Genomic DNA, 18,360 nt, shown 5'->3' on the forward strand with positions numbered 1-18,360 from the left:
CTCTTAGTTGATCCAACTGCCTTTTTCCATTTTCTCATTGTTCACTTCTTTTGTGCATCTTCTTGTGCTGCAATGTTTTAATTTACCATCCAAAAGGAATACAGGGTTAATAACTACGTTTTTTGGAGGAACCCATATGTCGTCTTATATAAAAGAAAGTACATCCGCCCGCTGCCAAAGCGAATATGATCCGCTCCGGCGCGTGCTGCTATGCCCGCCACGCTATATGGAGATAAAAGATGTCATCAATGACGTACAGAAAAGATACAAAGATGAAAACATCAATGTGGACAAAGCGCTCCATCAGCACAATGAGTTTATCCACGCATTGAACGATCAAGGTATTCTAACCGATTTGATCGAACCGTCTGAGGAATACCCGGAACAAGTTTTCACACGTGACATTGGGTTCACCATTGGAGAAACGGTCTTCATCAGTGAAATGGCTTCTGAAATCCGCCAAGGAGAAGAACAGGAACTTCGAAAGTGGATGGAGGCACATGACATCAACTTTAAACAGTTGACAGGCCATCGCATTGAAGGCGGCGACGTCATTATCGACCGCGATACTGTCTTTGTCGGCGTCAGCAGCCGCACTTCCAAAAAAGCCATCCGTGATCTGCAACTCGAACTGCCGGATTTTGAAGTCATACCTGTTTCTTTTAATGAAAAATATCTTCACCTTGACTGTGTTTTCAATATCCTATCGCCAACTGAAGCACTGATTTTTCCGGAAGCGCTCGACATGGCTACTGTCCAGATGCTTGCAGAACGCTATACACTGATCCGTGTCAACGAAAAAGAACAGTTTGCCCTCGGCACCAATGTACTGTCCATCGGCGACCGAAAAGTTTTCAGCCAGCCGCAAAACCAGCAGGTCAATAAGCAATTGACTGCCCGAGGCTTTCATGTAATCGAAGTCGATTATTCGGAAATCATCAAATCAGGTGGAGCTTTCCGCTGCTGCACCATGCCGTTGATCCGTGCATAAGTATTTGATCCAATATGAACTGCCCAATTGTCTTTCAACCCATAATTAAAATCCCAAGCCGCAATGGCTTGGGATTTTCTGTGTATTCTATAGACGACTCACAGCTTTCTGACCTTGCTGAACCTGCTCAATAAATTCTTTCATCAGCTCTACCCCATCAGGCGTCCCTATCGACTCAGGATGGAATTGGATGCCATAGACGGGATAGTCCCGGTGTTTCACAGCCATGATCGTATCGTCATCGAGTGCCCGTGATTGGACAACTAAACAGTCAGCCAATGTTTCCGGTTCTAGCACAAGTGAATGATACCGCATAACCGGAAGCGGCTGCGGCATATTTCTGAACAGCCCTTGATGATCGTGTGCCACCTCGGAGACTTTGCCGTGGCGTATAAAAGGAGCTTGAACCACCTTGCCGCCAAACGCCGCGCCAATCAGCTGCTGACCTAAACAAATACCCAGAATTGGAACCGATCGATGCAATTCTTGAATCAGCTCAATCGAGTCCGGCAATTCCAGTGGATGGCCAGGCCCCGGTGACAGGATGATGGCTTGCGGGTTTTTCGCTTTGATGTCATCGATGGTCAGAACACCTGAACGGACCACTTCGACTTCAACGCCCATAGCAGCAACAGCCTGATAAATGTTATAAGTAAACGAATCGTAATGATCGATTAATAAAATCATCCGAACACCTCCGTAAGAGAACGCGCCTTATGCAGCGTTTCCTCGTATTCTGCCTGTGGATCCGAATCAAAAACAATGCCGGCCCCCGCTTGGACATGGACCATTTCATCCTTGACTACAAAAGTGCGGATCGCCAATGCGACATCCAGGTTGCCGTTGAACCCTAAGTAGCCGATAGCTCCTCCGTAGACCCCTCTGCGCTCTTCTTCAAATTCCTGTATCAATTGCATCGCCCGCACTTTAGGAGCGCCTGAGACTGTCCCCGCTGGCAAACAGGATACCAATGCATCTAACGGGTGCATTTTGTTGTCGAGCTCACCTGTCACTTCCGATACCAGGTGCATAACATGCTGGTATTTTTCGATGACCATATACTTTGGCACTTCGACCGTTCCAATTTGCGCGACCCGCCCTACATCATTGCGGCTGAGATCCACCAGCATTTTGTGTTCCGCCTGCTCTTTTTCATCCCCCGCCAGCTCTTCCGCCAACTGTCCATCTTCGTCTGCAGTCCTGCCGCGTTTACGGGTACCTGCAATCGGATTGGTCACCATATGACTCCCCCGGATCGTCAACAAGCTTTCCGGCGAGGCTCCTACAATGGCATAATCGTCGAAATCGATGAAGAATTGATAAGGAGACGGATTTTGTTTGCGCAATTTCCGGTACAGGGTAAACGCATCTCCTTTATAGCTCGCAGACAAGCGCTGCGACAAGACCAGCTGAAACACATCGCCTTTACGGATATGGTCTTTTGCCTGCTCCACCTGTTTGCGGAACAGAGCATCGCTGGTTTTGGAATTGAATTGCAGGGATGCTTGGTCTGCTGCCGCTGTTGAAGGTTCCGGTACAGACAGTTGCTGCTCAATGTCATCCAGCTTGTCTTCAAACGATAAAATCGTCACATCATTTTTCACATGGTCGAATACCACGATGGTTTCATATATCTGCAAATGAATATCAGGCATCTGCAGGCTGTCTTGCTTAGGTGCTTTGATCGGTTCATAAACTTGAATGGCGTCATAGCCGATATAGCCGAGGGCACCGCCTGTAAAAGGCAGACCTTCCACCTCCGCTTCATAGCGGGGCATCAGATTTTTAATCAGCTCCAAAGGCTTGCCGTCATACACTTTTTCGGCACCTGTCCGGAAATCGATTTCCCGCAATTGCTGGCCGTGTCCGATATAGCCGATCGACGGGTTTGCTGCGATAAAAGAATAACGCCCGGTGACACTGGTCTTCAATGAACTTTCAAGCAGGCATTTGCGTTCTCCTGCCAACCGGTTAAACACCGCAATCGGCGTCAAGGAATCTCCATCAATTTTTCTCGTCTTCATTTCTTTGCTCATCTCGACTCATCTCCATTTCCTAGAAGGCAGCGGACGTTTAGAGTGTCCAGCGCCGCACCATTGGTTCTATTTTCTTGCTGAAAAATAAAAAAGCCCCCTGCAGGAACAGAACTGTTCCTTGCAGAGGACGGAATGACCGCGGTACCACCTCTTGTTAAAGCTGACAAAGCTTTCACTTGATCCCTGATAACGTGGGGAAACGGATTCTTCTACTAGTCATTCAAAGAATCACTCATAAGCCCATTCACGCAGACACCCCGCCAGTTTCCACCTGCCACTGGCTCTCTTTGAGAGGTTGGTCTGTGCTACTCTTCTTACTCATCGATTTAGCTCTGCTCTGCTGTGCTCTACTGGAATTCGGCGGTGTCGCTTCCGACCCCTTCAACCGCAATCCGTACATAAAAGGTTGTGCCCATCTTATTCAATTTGAGCCTGTTTGTCAACTAAAAACATTACTTATTTAGATAATTCTGTATTTACCAACTAGATTAAGGTATAAATAAAGTAAGCGTTTTTAACTTTTAAAATAGAGGGAGGACAAGACGATGAAAAATCATTCATTCTTAACACCAGGGATTTTAGCCTTAGGTTTGCTGCTTACCGGCTGCGCTGGTGAAAGTACAAGCGATACAAGCAACGAAGGCGGAGAAGACAGCACCCAGATCAGCTTTATTCACTGGAGAGGCGAAGACAAAGCTGTATTGGATGATATCATTGCCCAATTTGAAGAAGAGAATCCCGATATTTCAGTGGAAATGACTATTTATCCATCTGAGCAATACCAGTCTACCGGCCAACGCCTGCTTCAGGATGGCTCGACCGGAGATGTCTTTACATCCTTCCCTGGTGCACAATTCGAAGCGATTGCCAGTGCCGGCTTATTTGAAGATTTGAGTGGAGAGGATTTTGTTTCCAATTTTGACGAAGAACTGATCACTGTTGGACAAAAAGACGACGCTCAACTCGCACTTCCTTATCAGTTGGTTTTCAATATGCCTGTTTACAACAAAGGCATGTTTGAAGAATTGGGCTTGGAAGTACCGAAAAGCTGGACCGAGTTTCAGGAAATGGCTGACACACTTCTTGAAAACGACATTACGCCCATCGCCTTTCCCGGAGCCGATATCGGCCCTAACCAATTTATGAACAGCATGATGATGAACAACGCACCCGATGAAGATATTTTCGAAAAACTTCAAAATGGCGAAGAAACACTTACCAACGAATGGTGGGTCAAGACCTTGGAGGATTTCCAGCTGCTTGAACAAAATGGCTATATCCAGGACGATGCACTCGGCACCTCTCAGGATTCCGCAATGGCGATGGTCGCCAATGAAGAAGCTGCTATGCTTGCAACAGGATCTTACCATATGTCCGCTCTGCTTGGACTGAACCCTGATCTTCAGCTCGATCTGATGGCACCGATCACAGTTGAAGAAAGTGAAGCTGTGTATGAAGGCATCAACACTGCCACTTTCATGTTGGCTGTCAACAGCCAGTCGGAGAAAAAAGAGCAGGCAAAAGAGTTTATCGCATTCCTCAGCCAGCCTGAAATTGCTTCCCAATACGCCAATGAAACCGGCCAGCATTTGACGGTCAATGACGTGGAATACGAATCAGAAGTGCTGCAGAATACAGCTTATTGGATCGATGAAAGAACAACCCGGTTCCAGCCGCGCTTCCTGATCACCAACGCCCAAATTGAGGCAGCAGTGCTTGGGTCCATCGAAAACGTACTGGGCGGAGCAGACCCGATGACGGCCGCTGAAGAAGCGCAGCAGCTCGTAGACGAAAACAGGGAATAATGAGATGAAAATTTCTAAATCCATCTACTTATTCTTTTTACCAGGGCTTCTGCTCTATACTCTTTTCTTTGTTTATCCAACAGTCAGCGCATTGTTTTATTCGTTTACCGATTGGGATGGCCTCAGCCAAAGTTTTCAATTTGTCGGCATCGATAATTATGAACGTGCCTTTACTGGAGACACAATTTTCCGGAAGAGCATCGGCAATAACCTGAAATTTATGCTTGTTGTTGTGGTCTTCCAAACACTCGTTGCTTTGGCTTTCGCCTTGATTGTCCTGAAAAATAACAAGACCACGATCTTTTTGCGTGCATTATATTTTTTCCCGACCATTTTGTCTTCGGTCTCAGTCGCCTTTATCTGGTCGTTTATTTACGATCCGTCTCTTGGCATCCTGAACCAGCTGTTGGAACTGGTCGGACTTGGATTCCTTGCTCAAAACTGGCTTGGAAACGCTGATATCGCTATCTATTCCCTTGCTGTGACGCAAGTTTGGTTCCATGCAGGACAAATGCTCATCATTTTCGTAGCAGGCTTACAGGCGATTCCAGACGAGCTGTATGAAGTGGCGAAAATAGAAGGCGCCAACAAATGGCAGACGTTCCGTACTGTGACGTGGCCCTTACTGGCACCTTCCGCCACAATTGTCATTGCCTATACCACTATCCAGTCGTTTAAAGCATTCGATCTGGTCTTTGCGATGACAGGAGGAGGGCCGAATAATTCAACCGAAATTGTAGCCACCTATATTTTCGATATCGCCTTCAGAAGCTATCAATTCGGCTATGCGAGCGCCATTTCGGTTATTTTCATGATTATCATCGCCATCATTACCTTCCTGCAGTTCAAAGCCCTGCGTTCTGACCGTATTTCTTATTAACAAAAGCAGATGATACTGGGCATTAAAATAAAAGAGCAAAAAGTTACAATTTCTCAAGCTTTAAGAAAGGTGGGCAACAGCTTGTTCTTCCGAAGGTTTTCTTTACTCATCTATGCACTGCTGATTTTAGTCCCTTTGCTGATTGTAGTCCTGACTTCCATGAAAACGATTCAGGAGACGTTCAGAAATCCGCTGGGCTTGCCGGAGGCTGGCATCCAGTTCGGGAATTATACAGCGATCTTCCAGGAACAGACAATGTCCGGCTATTTCATGAACAGTGCGATTGTCACTTTGTTTTCCGTGTCTTTAACGCTGTTTTTTGCATCACTGATCGCCTACGGCATAATTCGGCTCAATAATTGGATCGGAAATTCCATATTTATCCTGTTCACACTTGGTATGATGGTTCCGGCACAGGTCAGTATGATACCGCTTTACTCGCTGATGCTCGATCTTAGCCTGACCAACAGCTTAATTGGATTGATTCTTGTTAATATCTCCACTACTATGCCAATTGCCGTCTTTATCTTGACCGGATTTATGAAAACCTTGCCAAGGGAATTATTTGAAGCTTCAACAATAGACGGGGCTGGGAACTGGAAAATCTACTCCAAGGTGGCTATCCCATTGTCGCTGCCATCCTTGTCGGCTACCGCTATTTTCCTGTTTGTGATGCACTGGAACGACTTGCTCTATCCTTTGCTGTTTATCACGGACAATGCTTACAAAACCCTGCCGCTCGCATTGCTGGAGTTTCAGGGCGAATACTCGACCAACTACCCCATGCTCTTTACAGGCGTCATTATTGCTTCGGCGCCTATGGTCATCGCCTATGTTTTCCTGCAGCGCTACTTTGTTGCAGGCATGACCGCTGGTGCTGTAAAAGGATAACTAAAAGGACGGCCTGCTCATTAAAGAGCAGGCCGTCCTTTCAGACTGTAGATAAAATCTACCCAAAATGAATAATAGTGTAACATCTCAACCGGTCCGGCCACTTCGCTTTCCGTGGGCTCAGCTTCAGCCTCCTCGCTACTTACGTTCCTGCGGGGTCTTCAGCTTTCGCTGTGCCACAGGAGTCTTCGTGGCCAGCCCGGTTGGGAGCATGCGGCTTTATTCAAAGAGAGAAGCCTGTTCGTCAGTTTCTCCATGACGCTGATTTCGACAAGCCTGATCATCACCTCACTCCAGGATCTGGAGCGCAAGGCGGCGAAGGGCCAACATGTGCTCCTGCATCGCTGCGCTAGCTTCGTCGCAAAGACTTGGTCTCGCTAACTTCGACCAATGTCTTTCCTGCGGGATAGCGAAGTGCCGAAATCCACTCGGACCCAAGTCCGAGTTAGTTCGGCGCAAGCCCGCGGAAAGCGTCCGCCTGGAGCGCAGGATCCCGTATAAACAAGCTAAAATGAGTATTCATTCTTTGAATTTCATAAATACTCTTTTGTCTATAAGCTTAAAGGACGGCCTGCTCATTGAAGAGCAGGCCGTCCTTTTTTCATTACCAAAACATCGGTTTTCCGACCATAAACCAAAGCATCAATAAGAGCAATAAAATATAAATCCATAAGGAACGGCTGAGTTTCTTGACGAGCAGCAGTTGGCTAACACCTTCACCGCCAAATTGGCGAAGAATAGGCGTAAAAGCGCGCGCCAAGAAAAAAACAGAAGCAACCATTACGGCGAGCGTACAGACAATCCATGAAGTTCCCCACTCCCATGGTCCTTGCCAAATCAGCAGGATTCCCGTTGCCACCAGTACATGTCCTGCATGTTTAACCAGACGAGTAGCCGATTTGAACGTTGTGATATGTGAAACAAGCACATCGCCAGTAGCTGTTTCCATTCGTTTGACTAATGGGAGCAGTACAAAAAATGGGCCGATGGATAAAACCGCACTTAAAATATGAGCGTAAAGCATGATTGTATACATCGCTTAACTATTCTTTTGCCATTTGGAATTCGTGGACCCACACAGTCATTTCGGGCAGCCAAGGCATACCGGGATGGAAGGATAGAATGGACTGCTTGTACTCCTCAACTGTCGCATATCCTTCCCGAAGAATCATTTCGTCTGTTAACTCACCCAGTGTCTGCTGATATACCTGGTCCACAACAAATTTCTTGTCGTCCAGCACCATGATCTCCCCTATATCTGCGTAACGGCCATTTCTGCGTGTTGCCGATTTTGTGCCGGCCAGAACTTTTTCCACATCCCGCTTGTTGGTTACAAGCTTTTTGATCGTGCAAGTTTTTGGCGGCAATTGCTGGCCGTTTTTTTCTGGCATTTTAGTTCCACCTCTCATCATTCTTTTTCAGTATAAGCTTTTCTGCTTCCTAATTCACGGCATAAAAAAAAGCCCTGATGGTATCAGGACGAATTTTAAATCATTTTGCAAATACGTGTTTGCCGATTTTAGTAATGGTTGTACGTGAGAAAATCCACGTATCCGTCACGCCACTCGGATTATAGTAATAAGTCGCACCCATTGATGGATCTGAACCCTTAAAAGCTGCTTTCACTGCCTGGTAGGCAGAAGCGTTCGGCTTCAAGTTGTATTGGCCGTCATTTATAGCAGTAAACGCATTCCGCTGGAAAATGACATTGTATGTATTGTTTGGAAACGCTGAAGAGTCTAGACGGTTCAAGATGACTGCAGCTACCGCTACTTGTCCTGTGTAACTTTCCCCACGTGCTTCTCCGTGTACAACGCGTGCCATCATTTCAACTTCCGAAAGTTTCGCGCGCGTCATTGAACCTGTAAATCCTGTATCGGGAACATTAAAATCACGCTGAAACTGAATAACTGCATTTTTCGTGATAGAGCCATAGTAGCCGGTAGCTGTTGTATTGAAATAACCCAATTTTTTAAGCGTTGACTGAAGTTCGGTTACATCTTGTCCGGAAACGCCTTCATGCAAGTCTGGAGAATGCGCTTCTGCAGAGTTTTGAGAAAAACCTATGAATAGAACTGTAAATAAGGCAAATACCAATACTTTTAAATTTTTCATGCTTTCTCTCCCTTCTATTCCAAGAATCAACAAAAGATTCTTCTTAACAGTATATAATTGGAATTGCAAGAATTCAATCCCTCGGACTACTTAAATTCTGATGATTGAATGACCAAAAGTAATAGTTTGTTGATTTTAAGTAAAAAAAGAAGAACAATTCTTCGGATAAATTAGGCATTTTCGCTTAGAAAATTTTAAAAACAGCAAGTATCCACTTTGCGCCATACCTAAAAGGCCATCGAGCAATGCTCGATAGCCTGAAAGATGGAATTTATTTTCTCTCGTAATGCAGCTGCGCAAATTGTCCATACGACTTTACCGACTTAAGCTTTAAAGGGATTTCAAAATCAAGTTCCCGAAACAATGGGATCCCTTTTCCAATCAAAGTAGGCGCAATGGAAATGATCCATTCATCGATTAAGTCTTCTTTTAAAAACCCGTGAAGCAGGCTGCTGCCGCCAATCACCCAAATGTCTTTTCCCGGTTGGGCCTTAAGGTCTTTCGCGAAGCTGGAGATGTCTTGACTCGTAAACTTTACAAACGGATCGTCCTGATGAGCCGCAGATGTAAAAACGTAACTGGCCAATCCTTGATAGGGAAACGGGCCATCTTCCGCATCCATTACCCAATCATAGGTTCTGCGTCCCATGACTACAGTATCGATGGTCTCCATAAATTCAGCATAGCCTGCGTCGCCTTCCCCTTCGACTCTAAACAGCCATTCAAGAGAATCGTCTTCTGTCGCAATATAGCCGTCCAGACTGGCCGCAATATAACAGACAATCTTCCTTCTAATCTCCATGATTGCTTCCTCCTTATAGAATTTTCATTAAAAAAGGCCTCAGCATAAAACTGAGACCACTCATTTATTTACTTTCCAATTCTGCCATCGCTTTATGTGTTTGTGGAAAGCCGTTCGCCTGCCATTCGGAACGATAGGCAGAATCCAGCTGGGTCAATCCGATTTCCGCTTCGTCCGTATCAGCGTTGACACTTTCTTCACGATCCACTTCAGTACTATTTCTCATGTCATTGTCTTCATAAACCCAGATTTTTTTAGCTTGGTTTTTTTTGTAGGCAGTCAGCAAAAGAATGCTGCCGGCCATTGCTGCTCCTGTGTAAATAAACTTTTTCGTATTGTTCTTTTTCATTGATATCCCTCCGGTTATCTACATTGTTTCTGTATCTTCTTCAATTCCCTTTTCCCTGAAAATTAATCCTCTTTCCGTGTCCGTCAGACGGCTCGGTTTCGACGAAGAGAAGTTTATTTGGTAAAGTGAAAAGAAAGAAACTGACTGGAGGCGTTCCAATGAAGAAGATTGTTATTGTTTCAGACACACACATTCCATTCCGCGCCAAGAAGTTGCCTCAAAAACTATTGGATGCATGCCAAGAGGCTGATTTTATCATCCACGCTGGAGACTGGCAGACATTGGATGTTTATCACGAACTGGCAGCCTATGCAGAAATCGATGGCGTCACTGGAAATGTCGATCCGTGGGAAATCCTCGAGAAGTTCGGCAGGAAAAAAATCCTTACTTTCGGGGAGTTAAAAATCGGTATTGTCCATGGAGACAGCGACAGGAAACCCACTGAACAGCAGGCTTATGACACTTTTGCTGATGAAGGCGTGGACATCATTGTTTTCGGTCATTCCCATACCCCTGTCATGCGGGAAGTTAACGGTGTCACACTGTTTAACCCCGGTTCGCCGACCGATAAGCGCAGACAAGCACAATTTTCCTTTGGCTTGCTGGAAATCGGTGATTCATGGGAATTAAAGCATGTCTTTTTCGATAAAGAAAGCAGCTGAAAAACAGACCTTCTCAATGAAGGTCTGTTTTTTCTTTGCACTCTTTTATCAGCACAAATCCAAGCTGTTTTAATGCCGACTCTAAGTTGGCTTCAATCAGTACATCTTTCAGTGCAGCCGCAAAATGCGGGACTCTCAATGCCATGAAGGGTTGGATTCCGGTAATAACCGGTGTTACGCCGATCACTTTAAGAATATTGACAAGCTTCAGCAAGTATTCCCCTACGACAGAGTTGATCTGCAAAACACCAGATACATCAATAATCAAATAATCCATTGACTCTTTGCTGCATTTATCAAGCACATGATTGATAATGACCTGTGCCCGCGGCGCCGTAATGTCGCCTATCACCGGTACAATAGCTACGCCTTTAGTTACCGGAACTATGGGTGCCGTCAAGGTTTGAATTTGATCGTTCGCTTTTTCCAGTTCCAGTACGTAGGTCAACAGCGTCGACATCATTTCGAAAGTAGTAAGCTGTTCTTCAGAAAGCTTGTAGTATCGATCATCTAATCCGCAAATGGTTCCGTAAACAGTCCCGTCATTGTAATAAACCGGCACTCCAACGAATGTGCCGCTTCCATAATTCGCAGTAATGTCCATAGAGCGGGTCAGCTCGTTTTCAGAAACATCTTCTATAACCAATGCAGAAGCGCCATGATTAATGCTTAAGCTGCAAAAAGATTGTGGAAGAGGCATCGAACTGCCTTCTTCAACCAGTTCTTTGCCGGAGTTATGCACTTTAATAATATTATTTGTCAGTCCATCATTTTTAGCAATGAATATGGAATTGATTCCAATTTGTTTGCTCAGCAGCCGCAGGATATAAGCGGCCGCCTCATCAAAGTTACTGAAATTTCGTTTCTTTTGAGTGCTTTCCACTGTCAGTCCCCCGTTCTTTTGGGTGATCCTTGTTATCTATAATGAAGTGTCAAAGTTGAGAAATTAATACCAGACAGCCAACAAATCGTATCAGGCCTTAAATACTTTGTCTGCATGAGCTTACAAATTTCAAGTATCTGTAATAAGAATTGAATTTCACTTTATTTTCTTAAAAGGCAAGCTGCCTATGTTTTATATTAATTATACAGTTAAATCCATTATTTTTACATTTAATTTGTGAAACAAATCTACTGGAACGCAAAGGGTTCATCTTTAATTCGAATAGGGTATATGAGTAAAAACAGTATTATGGAGGTGGAAAAATGACAAATGAACTGGATATCCTTGTATTGGAACAATCTGATACAATGATTTATTTTAGATGGACAGATACCGATGATGTCTGCCGCGTAAAACGAGATGAACAAGTCATTTATACCGGCACGCAGAATCTGGTTAAAGACACGGGTTTGAAAAAAGGCGAATTGTATACGTATACCATCGAGCGGCTGGATGCTTCGGGCCGTTGGACAGATAAAATCAAACTTCATACAGGAACAGAAAACCCAAAAGCGGACAGCATCAATCGCCTGGAGGAAATTGTTCTCACCACCATTGTTTCCAAAGAAAGAATTTCTTTGGCATGGGGAGAAATTGAAGGCATTGCAGAATTTGAGATTTATCGAAATGGCCAGCTGATTGAGACGGTTGAAGGCAATCAATATACTGATCGCCAAGTTCCAATGAGCCCGGAATTTACTTACTGGATTCGCGGAAAACGCCCAGTAGCCCGCTCTGAAGAAAGTTTCAGCGAAGAAAAGTTCACAGTGGCCAAGATATTCGGCGCCTTGAGTTGGAATTCCTCGAAAGAAAAGGCGGCCATGGAAGAGTTTTGGATGACCAAAAAAATTGCTTCCTTGGATGCTCTGCTGTCTGATGAGGAAAAACCAAAAATATACCCAGTCTGGCATTTCCGTTATCAAACTTTCTTGCCTGATTTGGTATTAAAAAATCCAAATCTTCTATCGCCTTTCCCTTATTTCCAGGGGGATGGCAGAAAATTTGACCCTGAATCACTCCATTACCGGACGCGGGTCAATTTCACGATCGACTTGAAAGATGAAGAATCTTCATTTTCTTACGATAAAGATGTTGGCCCTACCATCGGCTATAATTGGAGAAAAAAATTCAGTAAAGCAGATGTCGCTTCTGCTGAAGGAATTGAGTTGGAAAAGATTGATGAAACCGGCCATAAAGTTTCCATTACATTAAAACATGGCGTCGGCAACCCAATCACTACTTCGCCCAATATTGATTATAATGTGTCGGCCGCCTTTTATCGTGATGGCAGCTATGACATTATCGGAATCCATGATCAATCACCAAACCATGAAGTGTATTTAAAGTTTGGTGATGATGGCAATTGGATGGACATTCACCAAACTGAAAGCGAAGGGCTGGCCTTTATGGCAGACCCCATTGCCAGCCACTATTGGCGGATATCCAATTTCTACTGATATTCTCTGATTTTACTTATCCATTGATAAAGCCCGAACCGGATCAGATTCCGGATTCGGGCTTTATCAATTATCGAAGAAAGGACAACATTCAGCTTTTCATCCATTGTCCAGACTCCAAGGCTCAGCTCTTCGATTCATAAGCCGCCCTGGTGTACAGTTCCAATGCCTAGCTCTTTGGGATGCAAGTCTCTTTGGCTGTGTGGCTGAAAACACGCCGCTTCGCCAGATCGTCTTACACCAGTCAGAGCTGAACAGGCACTTTCACTTTTCTTATTATTTGTCTAAAAAACGTTTACGGATGTGAGGCGGCGGCAGCATGCAGCTGTCCAGTTTGCCGAATACTTTATACCGATTTTTAGCTACGACATCGTATGCACCATCACGAAGTGCACGAGGGAATGGTTTCAGATAAAATGCCAGCTTCCAAAGGCCTGTTAAATGATTCGAAATCATTAAAGCACCTTCGGATTTTACATATGCCTGTCCATCCTTTATCAATACAAGGCTGTCCACATCTTCTGGCACCTTGTGTTTTTTAGAGAGTTCCTGACCGATCTCGCTTTGCAATGAAGCAAATTGATAATAGCCGGCCGGATCATGGTTTATGATAAACTGAACGCTCGAATCGCAAAAATTACAATCTCCATCAAATAATACAACGGCATGTTCCATATCGATTTCCTCCTTTGGAAAAAATGGTTCTGTTATGTAAATAGCCTCTTTCACCTTTATTGAAACACCTCTTCAGTCGAAACTGTTCCTTGATGAAAAAATAGTTTCCAGCCGTTTCGCCGTTTTTTCCAAACAGAACTTCGGTTTGTCAGTATTTCTGTGTTCCGGTTATAAAGCTGATACGTGGTCAAAACTGCAGAGGGCCCCAATTCATGCATGGCAAAACATTGGATTTCCATTGAATCCGGTTTTAAAATATGATCTCCACCAAGCTCCGAACGTTTGATGACTCCACCCGAGCTGCCAAATTCAAAAAACTCATCGTCCAGCACTTCTCCCAACTTTTCCATCGAAATCCGGACTTCTGGCTGCAAATGACTGCATTCGAGCTCGTAGAACTTTTCGGTTAACTTATCCATACTCTTTCTCCTTGCCTCTATTTCCCGGGAAATAAATTTTTCTTTTAAATAGCCCTCCTTGCCCGAGGGCAGGAGGGACATTCGGTTTTATTTATCGTCTTTAAAGAACTTTTGTGGATCTGCATCCGGCTGATCCTGTGGAGTGTCCGATGATCCGTAATCCTCGACATCTTCAAAGCTGTCCTGGTAATCCCGAAGCGCACTGTCTTCCTTCTCAACCGGCTGTGATGTAGAAGCACGCAGCACGTCTTCTTCCGGTGGACGACTTTCAAGGTCCGGCTTTTGATCAGCATGATCTATGCAAGTCAACGCGGTCGGCAAGGCTTCCAATCGTTCAAACGGAATGTCTTTGCCGCACACGGCACATGTTCCGTATGTTCCATCCTCGATTGCTGCCAAGGCAATTTTTGCATCTTCGAGCTCTTCTTCTTTAAACTGGGTCATTGCCATGCCGCGCTCCTGATCGTATAAATCGGTGGCGTTGTCAGCGGGGTGGTTGTCGTAATTTGAGAGCTCAGTCGATTCGAACTCCTCTGTATGCTCAACACGATCTTCCAGTGATTCCACCTGTTCTTCCAACTGTTTTTTCAACTTCTTTACTTGTTCGGCTTTCATCTAATTTCCTCCTCAAAAAACTCACTTAACCTCTATATTGCCTTTATTGGGGAAATCAAACCTGGAAGTACATTGAGCTTTGTCGTCTTTTCGCTCAAAAATCGTCAAATCGATCCAACAAATTCAATAAATAATCGTCCAACCGGTGGCGCATCAGTTCATTGGACAGCCCAGTCATACCAAAAGCTTTCCAGCCCGGATAAACAACAGGCGAACCATCAAGTGTATCCGTCAAGGAAACGAGATCCCAATATGGATCATAAGTAAATGAGCTTCCAGCATGGCGTTCATAAGCCGCTAAGAAATCATTGGCAACAGAAGTTCCATAAAGCTGGGCCAGATTGACACGGCAATGCCCGACATCAATTCCCGCAGGTCCCCGGCAGGCATTTACCCAGTCTACGATGGCGCTGAGCCTGCCGTTTTCCCACAACACATTGGCAGGGTGAAAATCCCGGTGAATAAAACATTCAGGAGCTTCGGGACGGCTTCCAGCGACGATATAAAAAGCACGCATCCAGTCATTCTGCACCTTGGACCATGTCGGTTTTTCCAATAAGAACGCGTTGTTGTAGGAGAAATACTCATAAGGAAAGCTTCCGGGCTTGGTTTTATGCAGCTGTGCCAGAGAGGCAGCCAAACCTTCCAGCCAGTTTTCGTCATTGGCTGGCTGAAGCACGACCGATCCGGACAATTTAGTCATCAATACCGCAGGCATCCCGCTCGCCTCTCCCGTCTCATCATATGCGATCAAATGAGGGACAGGGAGGCCCGCCTGTTCAGCGAATTGAAGGCTATCCGCTTCATGCCTCGCCAAATCAGGTTCTTTCTCCAACCAATCAGCTTTATAAAAAAGCCGCAGTACATAAGACCGGATCTCGTCTTTTTCCCGGACATCCAATTCAAACAAAGTTGAGGAGGTCCCTCCAGTCAGCGGCTTGATGCTTGTCAGCTCTGCTGCAGCTCCAAATTGTTCTTGCAGCCATTCCAATGATTGCGCCGGCAATCCGTCCCATTTGTTTTCAGCCATCCTTGCCGCTCCTTTCTGCCTATCTTTTAGTTTCAGTGTACCATGAACAAATGAGCGCTCCATAATTTAGGAGTAAGACAAATAATCTGCAATACGGCCGCTTGTCTTCTGCATAAAACCTCATTAAAGCCGAACCATCAATTGCTTCCACACATTCAATTTCTATAATTATTGCTGCTATTTTACCGCAATTGACTGATTGACAACGAATAGCAAGTCTTATACGATAGATGAGGAAAAGTAAATAACCCGGCAACGGGAGAGGTTCATAGCATTTCACCCTCTATAAAAAACTATGGATTGCCGAAACTCCGCCAAATCCACATGCGATTTGGCTTTTTCTTTTGTCCATTTTTTATAGCCCTCTTCCAAGCCGGCCATCTAAAGGAGGCCGTTTTTCATGGCAGGAAGAAACGAAGAAACGCTAGACCATTTATCATTGCTTGGCAACCAGAATACCAAGTATAAATTTGAATACGATCCGGAGATTTTGGAGCCGATTGACAATCTCCACAGCCGCGATTATTTCGTAAAGTTTAATTGCCCTGAATTCACATCACTTTGCCCGCAGACAGGACAGCCTGATTTCGCCACTATTTACCTTAGCTTCATCCCTGACAAAAAACTCGTGGAAAGCAAATCACTGAAGCTTTATTTGTTCAGTTTCCGAAATCACGGAGATTTCCATGAAGACGTTGTGAACATTATCATGAATGATTTGATCAAATTGATGGATCCCCGCTATATCGAAGTGTGGGGGAAATTCACACCACGCGGCGGTTTGTCGATTGATCCTTACACAAACCATGGCAAACCTGGAACCAAATATGAAGAAATGGCATCTTACCGGATGATGAATCACGACTTGAATCCGGAAACGATCACCAACCGATAAGGAGCAGAGCCGATGTTACTTTATCTGAATGGCGCATTTGTCGGCCTGTTGATCCTATCAAATGTTTTGGCAGTGAAATTGTTCAGCATCAATGAATGGGCTGTTTTGCCGGCTGCTGTCATTGTTTACGTCTTTACGTTCCCGATTACCGATACAATTGCGGAAGTATACGGCAAAGAAGCTGCACGGCAAACCGTCACGGCAGGTTTTATCACACAGCTTTGCGCATTGGCTTTTATTTTTTTCGCCATCCATTTGCCGGCTGCTCCGTTTTTCGCCAATCAGGAATCTTTTGAAGCTATTTTTTCCGCAGGTTTCCGGGTCACCCTGGCAAGCCTTGTCTCTTACTTCATCAGCCAAAACTTGGATGTCACCATTTTCCATAGTCTCAAACAGCGGCATGGCGAATCTCGTTTATGGCTGCGCAATAATGCCTCGACGATGACCAGCCAATTAGTCGACACGAGTATTTTTATTACCATCGCTTTTTATGGCACGATGCCAATCGGCGCATTGCTTGGCATGATTGCGACCCAGTATGTATTTAAACTGCTGGTGGCCGCAGCTGATACGCCATTTGTTTATTTGCTGGTCAAGTTATGCAGACGCGAACAATTGTCAGGCAAACAGATTTACGGAAACCAAAAACCGGAAGCTCTCTAGTAGAGCTTCCGGTTTTTTTATTATTTAGATGATGAGGACAATTGCTTAGACCTTGGCTCGTGCTTTTTGTACGCGGTCTTTTACGCCTACCTTCGCATCAGCCAAGACCATATCCGCTACAATCGGCAAATGATCGGAAACCGATGTTTCAATAACTGCTACTTGAACGACATCCACTTCATTATCAGCCAAAATGTAGTCGATTCGCGTCGCAGGCCAGAAAACTTCATCTGTTTCTTTGTTCACGTAAGGAGATGGGTATGTGTATGCGTCTCCTCTTTTCATTTTCAGGAATGCATCCCGGAAATGTTTGTTCAACTTTTGCATGTGGACATTCGAAGCCGAGGCGTTGAAATCACCGGCAATAATCCGCGGGAAATGGCTTTTCCCTGTAATCGCCAGAATTTCCTCAACACTGACGGCCAGCTCTTCATCTTTCAATGCCAAGTGGGTATTGAAGACACTTAAGTAAATGCCATCCACTTCAATGACGGTTTCTAAAATTCCGCGCTGTTCATTGTTGCCAAAAGGGCAATGCACCTGTGTCAACAAATGGTTTTCTACATACTTGATCGGATACTTGCTTAAAATCATGTTGCCATATTGTCGATTCGGCCGTTCCGAATCTTCAGGCGCAAAATTCATATTGGCGCCATAGGCAGCGTACATGCCAAGTCTTTCGCTCAGCCACTCCACTTGGTCAACAAACGAACTACGGTCAGAAAAATAGCGGTCAACCTCCTGCAGGGCAACGATGGTAGCACAGGAATCCTCAATGACTTCAGCGGTCTTTTCCAAATCAACTATTCCATCCATCCCTAAACCATGAGCAATATTAAACGACATGACTTTTACAATCGGTGCCTTCTTGTTCTTCCCGTGCATGCAAACCTCTCCTTTTCGATTAAAACGAATCGTTGGCAGCTGCTTTAATTGGTTTCAGTATACCAAGCTGACAGGAATATGCCATAACAGAGGTGTAAACAATTGTTAATGATTTGTAAACACGAAAAGCGGATCCGGCCGCTCAGCTCCGACAGGCATAAGACGGTTTGGCTGTGCGGCATCTCTTCAGCCGCACAGACAGACTGGCTTATGTCCCGAGGAGTTGGCCGGTGAAGCTGGACATTAA

At 45.0% G+C, this 18,360-nt stretch carries 21 protein-coding genes, 1 riboswitch and 1 other annotated feature; of the genes, 8 read left to right on the forward strand and 13 right to left on the reverse strand.

Features of this window, described 5'->3' with window-relative positions; genetic code table 11:
* The first annotated feature begins 136 nt into the window (after positions 1–136).
* On the forward strand, positions 137–991 hold the full coding sequence (locus GJB59_RS03210; RefSeq protein WP_142827520.1) for a dimethylarginine dimethylaminohydrolase family protein: 855 nt from the start codon (positions 137–139) through the stop codon (positions 989–991).
* Between the two features lie 87 nt (positions 992–1,078).
* Here GJB59_RS03210 and GJB59_RS03215 read toward each other — a convergent pair whose 3' ends face one another.
* Both GJB59_RS03215 and trpE read right to left on the reverse strand, forming a co-directional pair.
* On the reverse strand, positions 1,079–1,678 hold the full coding sequence (locus GJB59_RS03215; RefSeq protein WP_142827521.1) for an anthranilate synthase component II: 600 nt from the start codon (positions 1,676–1,678) through the stop codon (positions 1,079–1,081).
* Positions 1,675–3,027 (reverse strand): anthranilate synthase component I, encoded by a 1,353-nt coding sequence (gene trpE / locus GJB59_RS03220; RefSeq protein WP_142827522.1) that lies wholly within the window; start codon positions 3,025–3,027, stop codon positions 1,675–1,677. Before trpE ends, GJB59_RS03215 begins: the two co-directional genes overlap by 4 nt.
* 120 nt (positions 3,028–3,147) lie before the next feature.
* Positions 3,148–3,358: a binding site (T-box leader), on the reverse strand.
* 214 nt (positions 3,359–3,572) lie between these two features.
* Here trpE and GJB59_RS03225 point away from each other — a divergent pair.
* From GJB59_RS03225 to GJB59_RS03235, 3 genes are all read left to right on the forward strand, one after another.
* Complete coding sequence (locus tag GJB59_RS03225) at positions 3,573–4,832, forward strand: ABC transporter substrate-binding protein (RefSeq protein WP_142827523.1); 1,260 nt, start codon at positions 3,573–3,575, stop codon at positions 4,830–4,832.
* Between the two features lie 4 nt (positions 4,833–4,836).
* Positions 4,837–5,712 (forward strand): carbohydrate ABC transporter permease, encoded by an 876-nt coding sequence (locus tag GJB59_RS03230; RefSeq protein ID WP_142827524.1) that lies wholly within the window; start codon positions 4,837–4,839, stop codon positions 5,710–5,712.
* 81 nt (positions 5,713–5,793) lie between these two features.
* Complete coding sequence (locus GJB59_RS03235) at positions 5,794–6,603, forward strand: carbohydrate ABC transporter permease (protein WP_142827525.1); 810 nt, start codon at positions 5,794–5,796, stop codon at positions 6,601–6,603.
* Between the two features lie 604 nt (positions 6,604–7,207).
* Here the strand turns inward: GJB59_RS03235 and GJB59_RS03240 are convergent.
* From GJB59_RS03240 to GJB59_RS03260, 5 genes are all read right to left on the reverse strand, one after another.
* The gene (locus GJB59_RS03240; protein ID WP_142827526.1) at positions 7,208–7,639 is read right to left on the reverse strand and encodes a hypothetical protein; all 432 of its coding nucleotides are present in this window, start codon (positions 7,637–7,639) and stop codon (positions 7,208–7,210) included.
* Positions 7,640–7,646: 7 nt separating this feature from the next.
* The gene (locus GJB59_RS03245; protein ID WP_142827527.1) at positions 7,647–7,994 is read right to left on the reverse strand and encodes an ASCH domain-containing protein; all 348 of its coding nucleotides are present in this window, start codon (positions 7,992–7,994) and stop codon (positions 7,647–7,649) included.
* Between the two features lie 100 nt (positions 7,995–8,094).
* Positions 8,095–8,718: a cell wall hydrolase gene (locus GJB59_RS03250; protein WP_142827528.1), complete on the reverse strand. Its 624-nt coding sequence runs from the start codon at positions 8,716–8,718 to the stop codon at positions 8,095–8,097.
* Positions 8,719–8,989: 271 nt separating this feature from the next.
* The gene (locus GJB59_RS03255) at positions 8,990–9,520 is read right to left on the reverse strand and encodes a dihydrofolate reductase family protein (protein WP_142827529.1); all 531 of its coding nucleotides are present in this window, start codon (positions 9,518–9,520) and stop codon (positions 8,990–8,992) included.
* Between the two features lie 64 nt (positions 9,521–9,584).
* A complete protein-coding gene (locus GJB59_RS03260) occupies positions 9,585–9,869 on the reverse strand; it encodes a hypothetical protein (protein WP_236015385.1) in 285 nt (94 codons plus the stop codon).
* Positions 9,870–10,027: 158 nt separating this feature from the next.
* On the opposite strand from GJB59_RS03260, the gene GJB59_RS03265 reads away from it, so the two are divergent.
* The gene (locus GJB59_RS03265) at positions 10,028–10,531 is read left to right on the forward strand and encodes a metallophosphoesterase family protein (protein WP_142827530.1); all 504 of its coding nucleotides are present in this window, start codon (positions 10,028–10,030) and stop codon (positions 10,529–10,531) included.
* Positions 10,532–10,544: 13 nt separating this feature from the next.
* Here the strand turns inward: GJB59_RS03265 and GJB59_RS03270 are convergent, their stop codons facing one another.
* The gene (locus GJB59_RS03270; protein WP_142827531.1) at positions 10,545–11,414 is read right to left on the reverse strand and encodes an STAS domain-containing protein; all 870 of its coding nucleotides are present in this window, start codon (positions 11,412–11,414) and stop codon (positions 10,545–10,547) included.
* 323 nt (positions 11,415–11,737) lie between these two features.
* Between GJB59_RS03270 and GJB59_RS03275 the strand changes: the two genes are divergently transcribed.
* Positions 11,738–12,931 (forward strand): DUF3238 domain-containing protein, encoded by a 1,194-nt coding sequence (locus tag GJB59_RS03275; protein ID WP_142827532.1) that lies wholly within the window; start codon positions 11,738–11,740, stop codon positions 12,929–12,931.
* Positions 12,932–13,207: 276 nt separating this feature from the next.
* Here the strand turns inward: GJB59_RS03275 and GJB59_RS03280 are convergent, their stop codons facing one another.
* The 4 genes from GJB59_RS03280 to GJB59_RS03295 form a co-directional block, all read right to left on the reverse strand.
* Positions 13,208–13,606, reverse strand: a complete 399-nt coding sequence (locus tag GJB59_RS03280; RefSeq protein WP_142827533.1) for a thiol-disulfide oxidoreductase DCC family protein — start codon at positions 13,604–13,606, stop codon at positions 13,208–13,210.
* 56 nt (positions 13,607–13,662) lie between these two features.
* Positions 13,663–14,025, reverse strand: coding sequence for a nuclear transport factor 2 family protein (locus GJB59_RS03285; RefSeq protein WP_142827534.1), 363 nt, complete (start codon positions 14,023–14,025; stop codon positions 13,663–13,665).
* 87 nt (positions 14,026–14,112) lie between these two features.
* Positions 14,113–14,640 carry a TraR/DksA C4-type zinc finger protein gene (locus GJB59_RS03290; protein WP_142827535.1) on the reverse strand — a complete coding sequence of 176 codons (528 nt, stop codon included), beginning with the start codon at positions 14,638–14,640 and terminating at the stop codon, positions 14,113–14,115.
* Positions 14,641–14,734: 94 nt separating this feature from the next.
* Entirely contained in the window at positions 14,735–15,670 is a 936-nt protein-coding gene (locus tag GJB59_RS03295) for a phosphotransferase family protein (RefSeq protein WP_142827536.1), read from the reverse strand.
* A gap of 255 nt (positions 15,671–15,925) precedes the next feature.
* Positions 15,926–15,973, forward strand: a riboswitch (PreQ1 riboswitch).
* A 97-nt stretch (positions 15,974–16,070) separates the two neighbouring features.
* Between GJB59_RS03295 and queF the strand changes: the two genes are divergently transcribed.
* A complete protein-coding gene (queF, locus tag GJB59_RS03300; RefSeq protein ID WP_142827537.1) occupies positions 16,071–16,565 on the forward strand; it encodes a preQ(1) synthase in 495 nt (164 codons plus the stop codon).
* A gap of 12 nt (positions 16,566–16,577) precedes the next feature.
* A complete protein-coding gene (locus GJB59_RS03305; protein WP_142827538.1) occupies positions 16,578–17,228 on the forward strand; it encodes a queuosine precursor transporter in 651 nt (216 codons plus the stop codon).
* A gap of 45 nt (positions 17,229–17,273) precedes the next feature.
* Here the strand turns inward: GJB59_RS03305 and GJB59_RS03310 are convergent, their stop codons facing one another.
* Positions 17,274–18,113, reverse strand: coding sequence for an endonuclease/exonuclease/phosphatase family protein (locus GJB59_RS03310; protein ID WP_142827539.1), 840 nt, complete (start codon positions 18,111–18,113; stop codon positions 17,274–17,276).
* Positions 18,114–18,360 lie beyond the last annotated feature (247 nt).

The organism is Planococcus soli, from assembly GCF_016881065.1.
GTDB lineage: Bacteria > Bacillota > Bacilli > Bacillales_A > Planococcaceae > Planococcus > Planococcus soli.

Coding starts and splice junctions, on each gene's coding strand:
- GJB59_RS03210 (WP_142827520.1), top strand. CDS start 137: ATGTCGTCTTATATAAAAGAAAGTACATCCGCCCGCTGCCAAAGCGAA.
- GJB59_RS03215 (WP_142827521.1), bottom strand. CDS start 1,678: ATGATTTTATTAATCGATCATTACGATTCGTTTACTTATAACATTTAT.
- trpE (WP_142827522.1), bottom strand. CDS start 3,027: ATGAGCAAAGAAATGAAGACGAGAAAAATTGATGGAGATTCCTTGACG.
- GJB59_RS03225 (WP_142827523.1), top strand. CDS start 3,573: ATGAAAAATCATTCATTCTTAACACCAGGGATTTTAGCCTTAGGTTTG.
- GJB59_RS03230 (WP_142827524.1), top strand. CDS start 4,837: ATGAAAATTTCTAAATCCATCTACTTATTCTTTTTACCAGGGCTTCTG.
- GJB59_RS03240 (WP_142827526.1), bottom strand. CDS start 7,639: ATGTATACAATCATGCTTTACGCTCATATTTTAAGTGCGGTTTTATCC.
- GJB59_RS03245 (WP_142827527.1), bottom strand. CDS start 7,994: ATGCCAGAAAAAAACGGCCAGCAATTGCCGCCAAAAACTTGCACGATC.
- GJB59_RS03250 (WP_142827528.1), bottom strand. CDS start 8,718: ATGAAAAATTTAAAAGTATTGGTATTTGCCTTATTTACAGTTCTATTC.
- GJB59_RS03255 (WP_142827529.1), bottom strand. CDS start 9,520: ATGGAGATTAGAAGGAAGATTGTCTGTTATATTGCGGCCAGTCTGGAC.
- GJB59_RS03260 (WP_236015385.1), bottom strand. CDS start 9,869: ATGAAAAAGAACAATACGAAAAAGTTTATTTACACAGGAGCAGCAATG.
- GJB59_RS03265 (WP_142827530.1), top strand. CDS start 10,028: ATGAAGAAGATTGTTATTGTTTCAGACACACACATTCCATTCCGCGCC.
- GJB59_RS03275 (WP_142827532.1), top strand. CDS start 11,738: ATGACAAATGAACTGGATATCCTTGTATTGGAACAATCTGATACAATG.
- GJB59_RS03280 (WP_142827533.1), bottom strand. CDS start 13,606: ATGGAACATGCCGTTGTATTATTTGATGGAGATTGTAATTTTTGCGAT.
- GJB59_RS03285 (WP_142827534.1), bottom strand. CDS start 14,025: ATGGATAAGTTAACCGAAAAGTTCTACGAGCTCGAATGCAGTCATTTG.
- GJB59_RS03290 (WP_142827535.1), bottom strand. CDS start 14,640: ATGAAAGCCGAACAAGTAAAGAAGTTGAAAAAACAGTTGGAAGAACAG.
- GJB59_RS03295 (WP_142827536.1), bottom strand. CDS start 15,670: ATGGCTGAAAACAAATGGGACGGATTGCCGGCGCAATCATTGGAATGG.
- queF (WP_142827537.1), top strand. CDS start 16,071: ATGGCAGGAAGAAACGAAGAAACGCTAGACCATTTATCATTGCTTGGC.
- GJB59_RS03305 (WP_142827538.1), top strand. CDS start 16,578: ATGTTACTTTATCTGAATGGCGCATTTGTCGGCCTGTTGATCCTATCA.
- GJB59_RS03310 (WP_142827539.1), bottom strand. CDS start 18,113: ATGCACGGGAAGAACAAGAAGGCACCGATTGTAAAAGTCATGTCGTTT.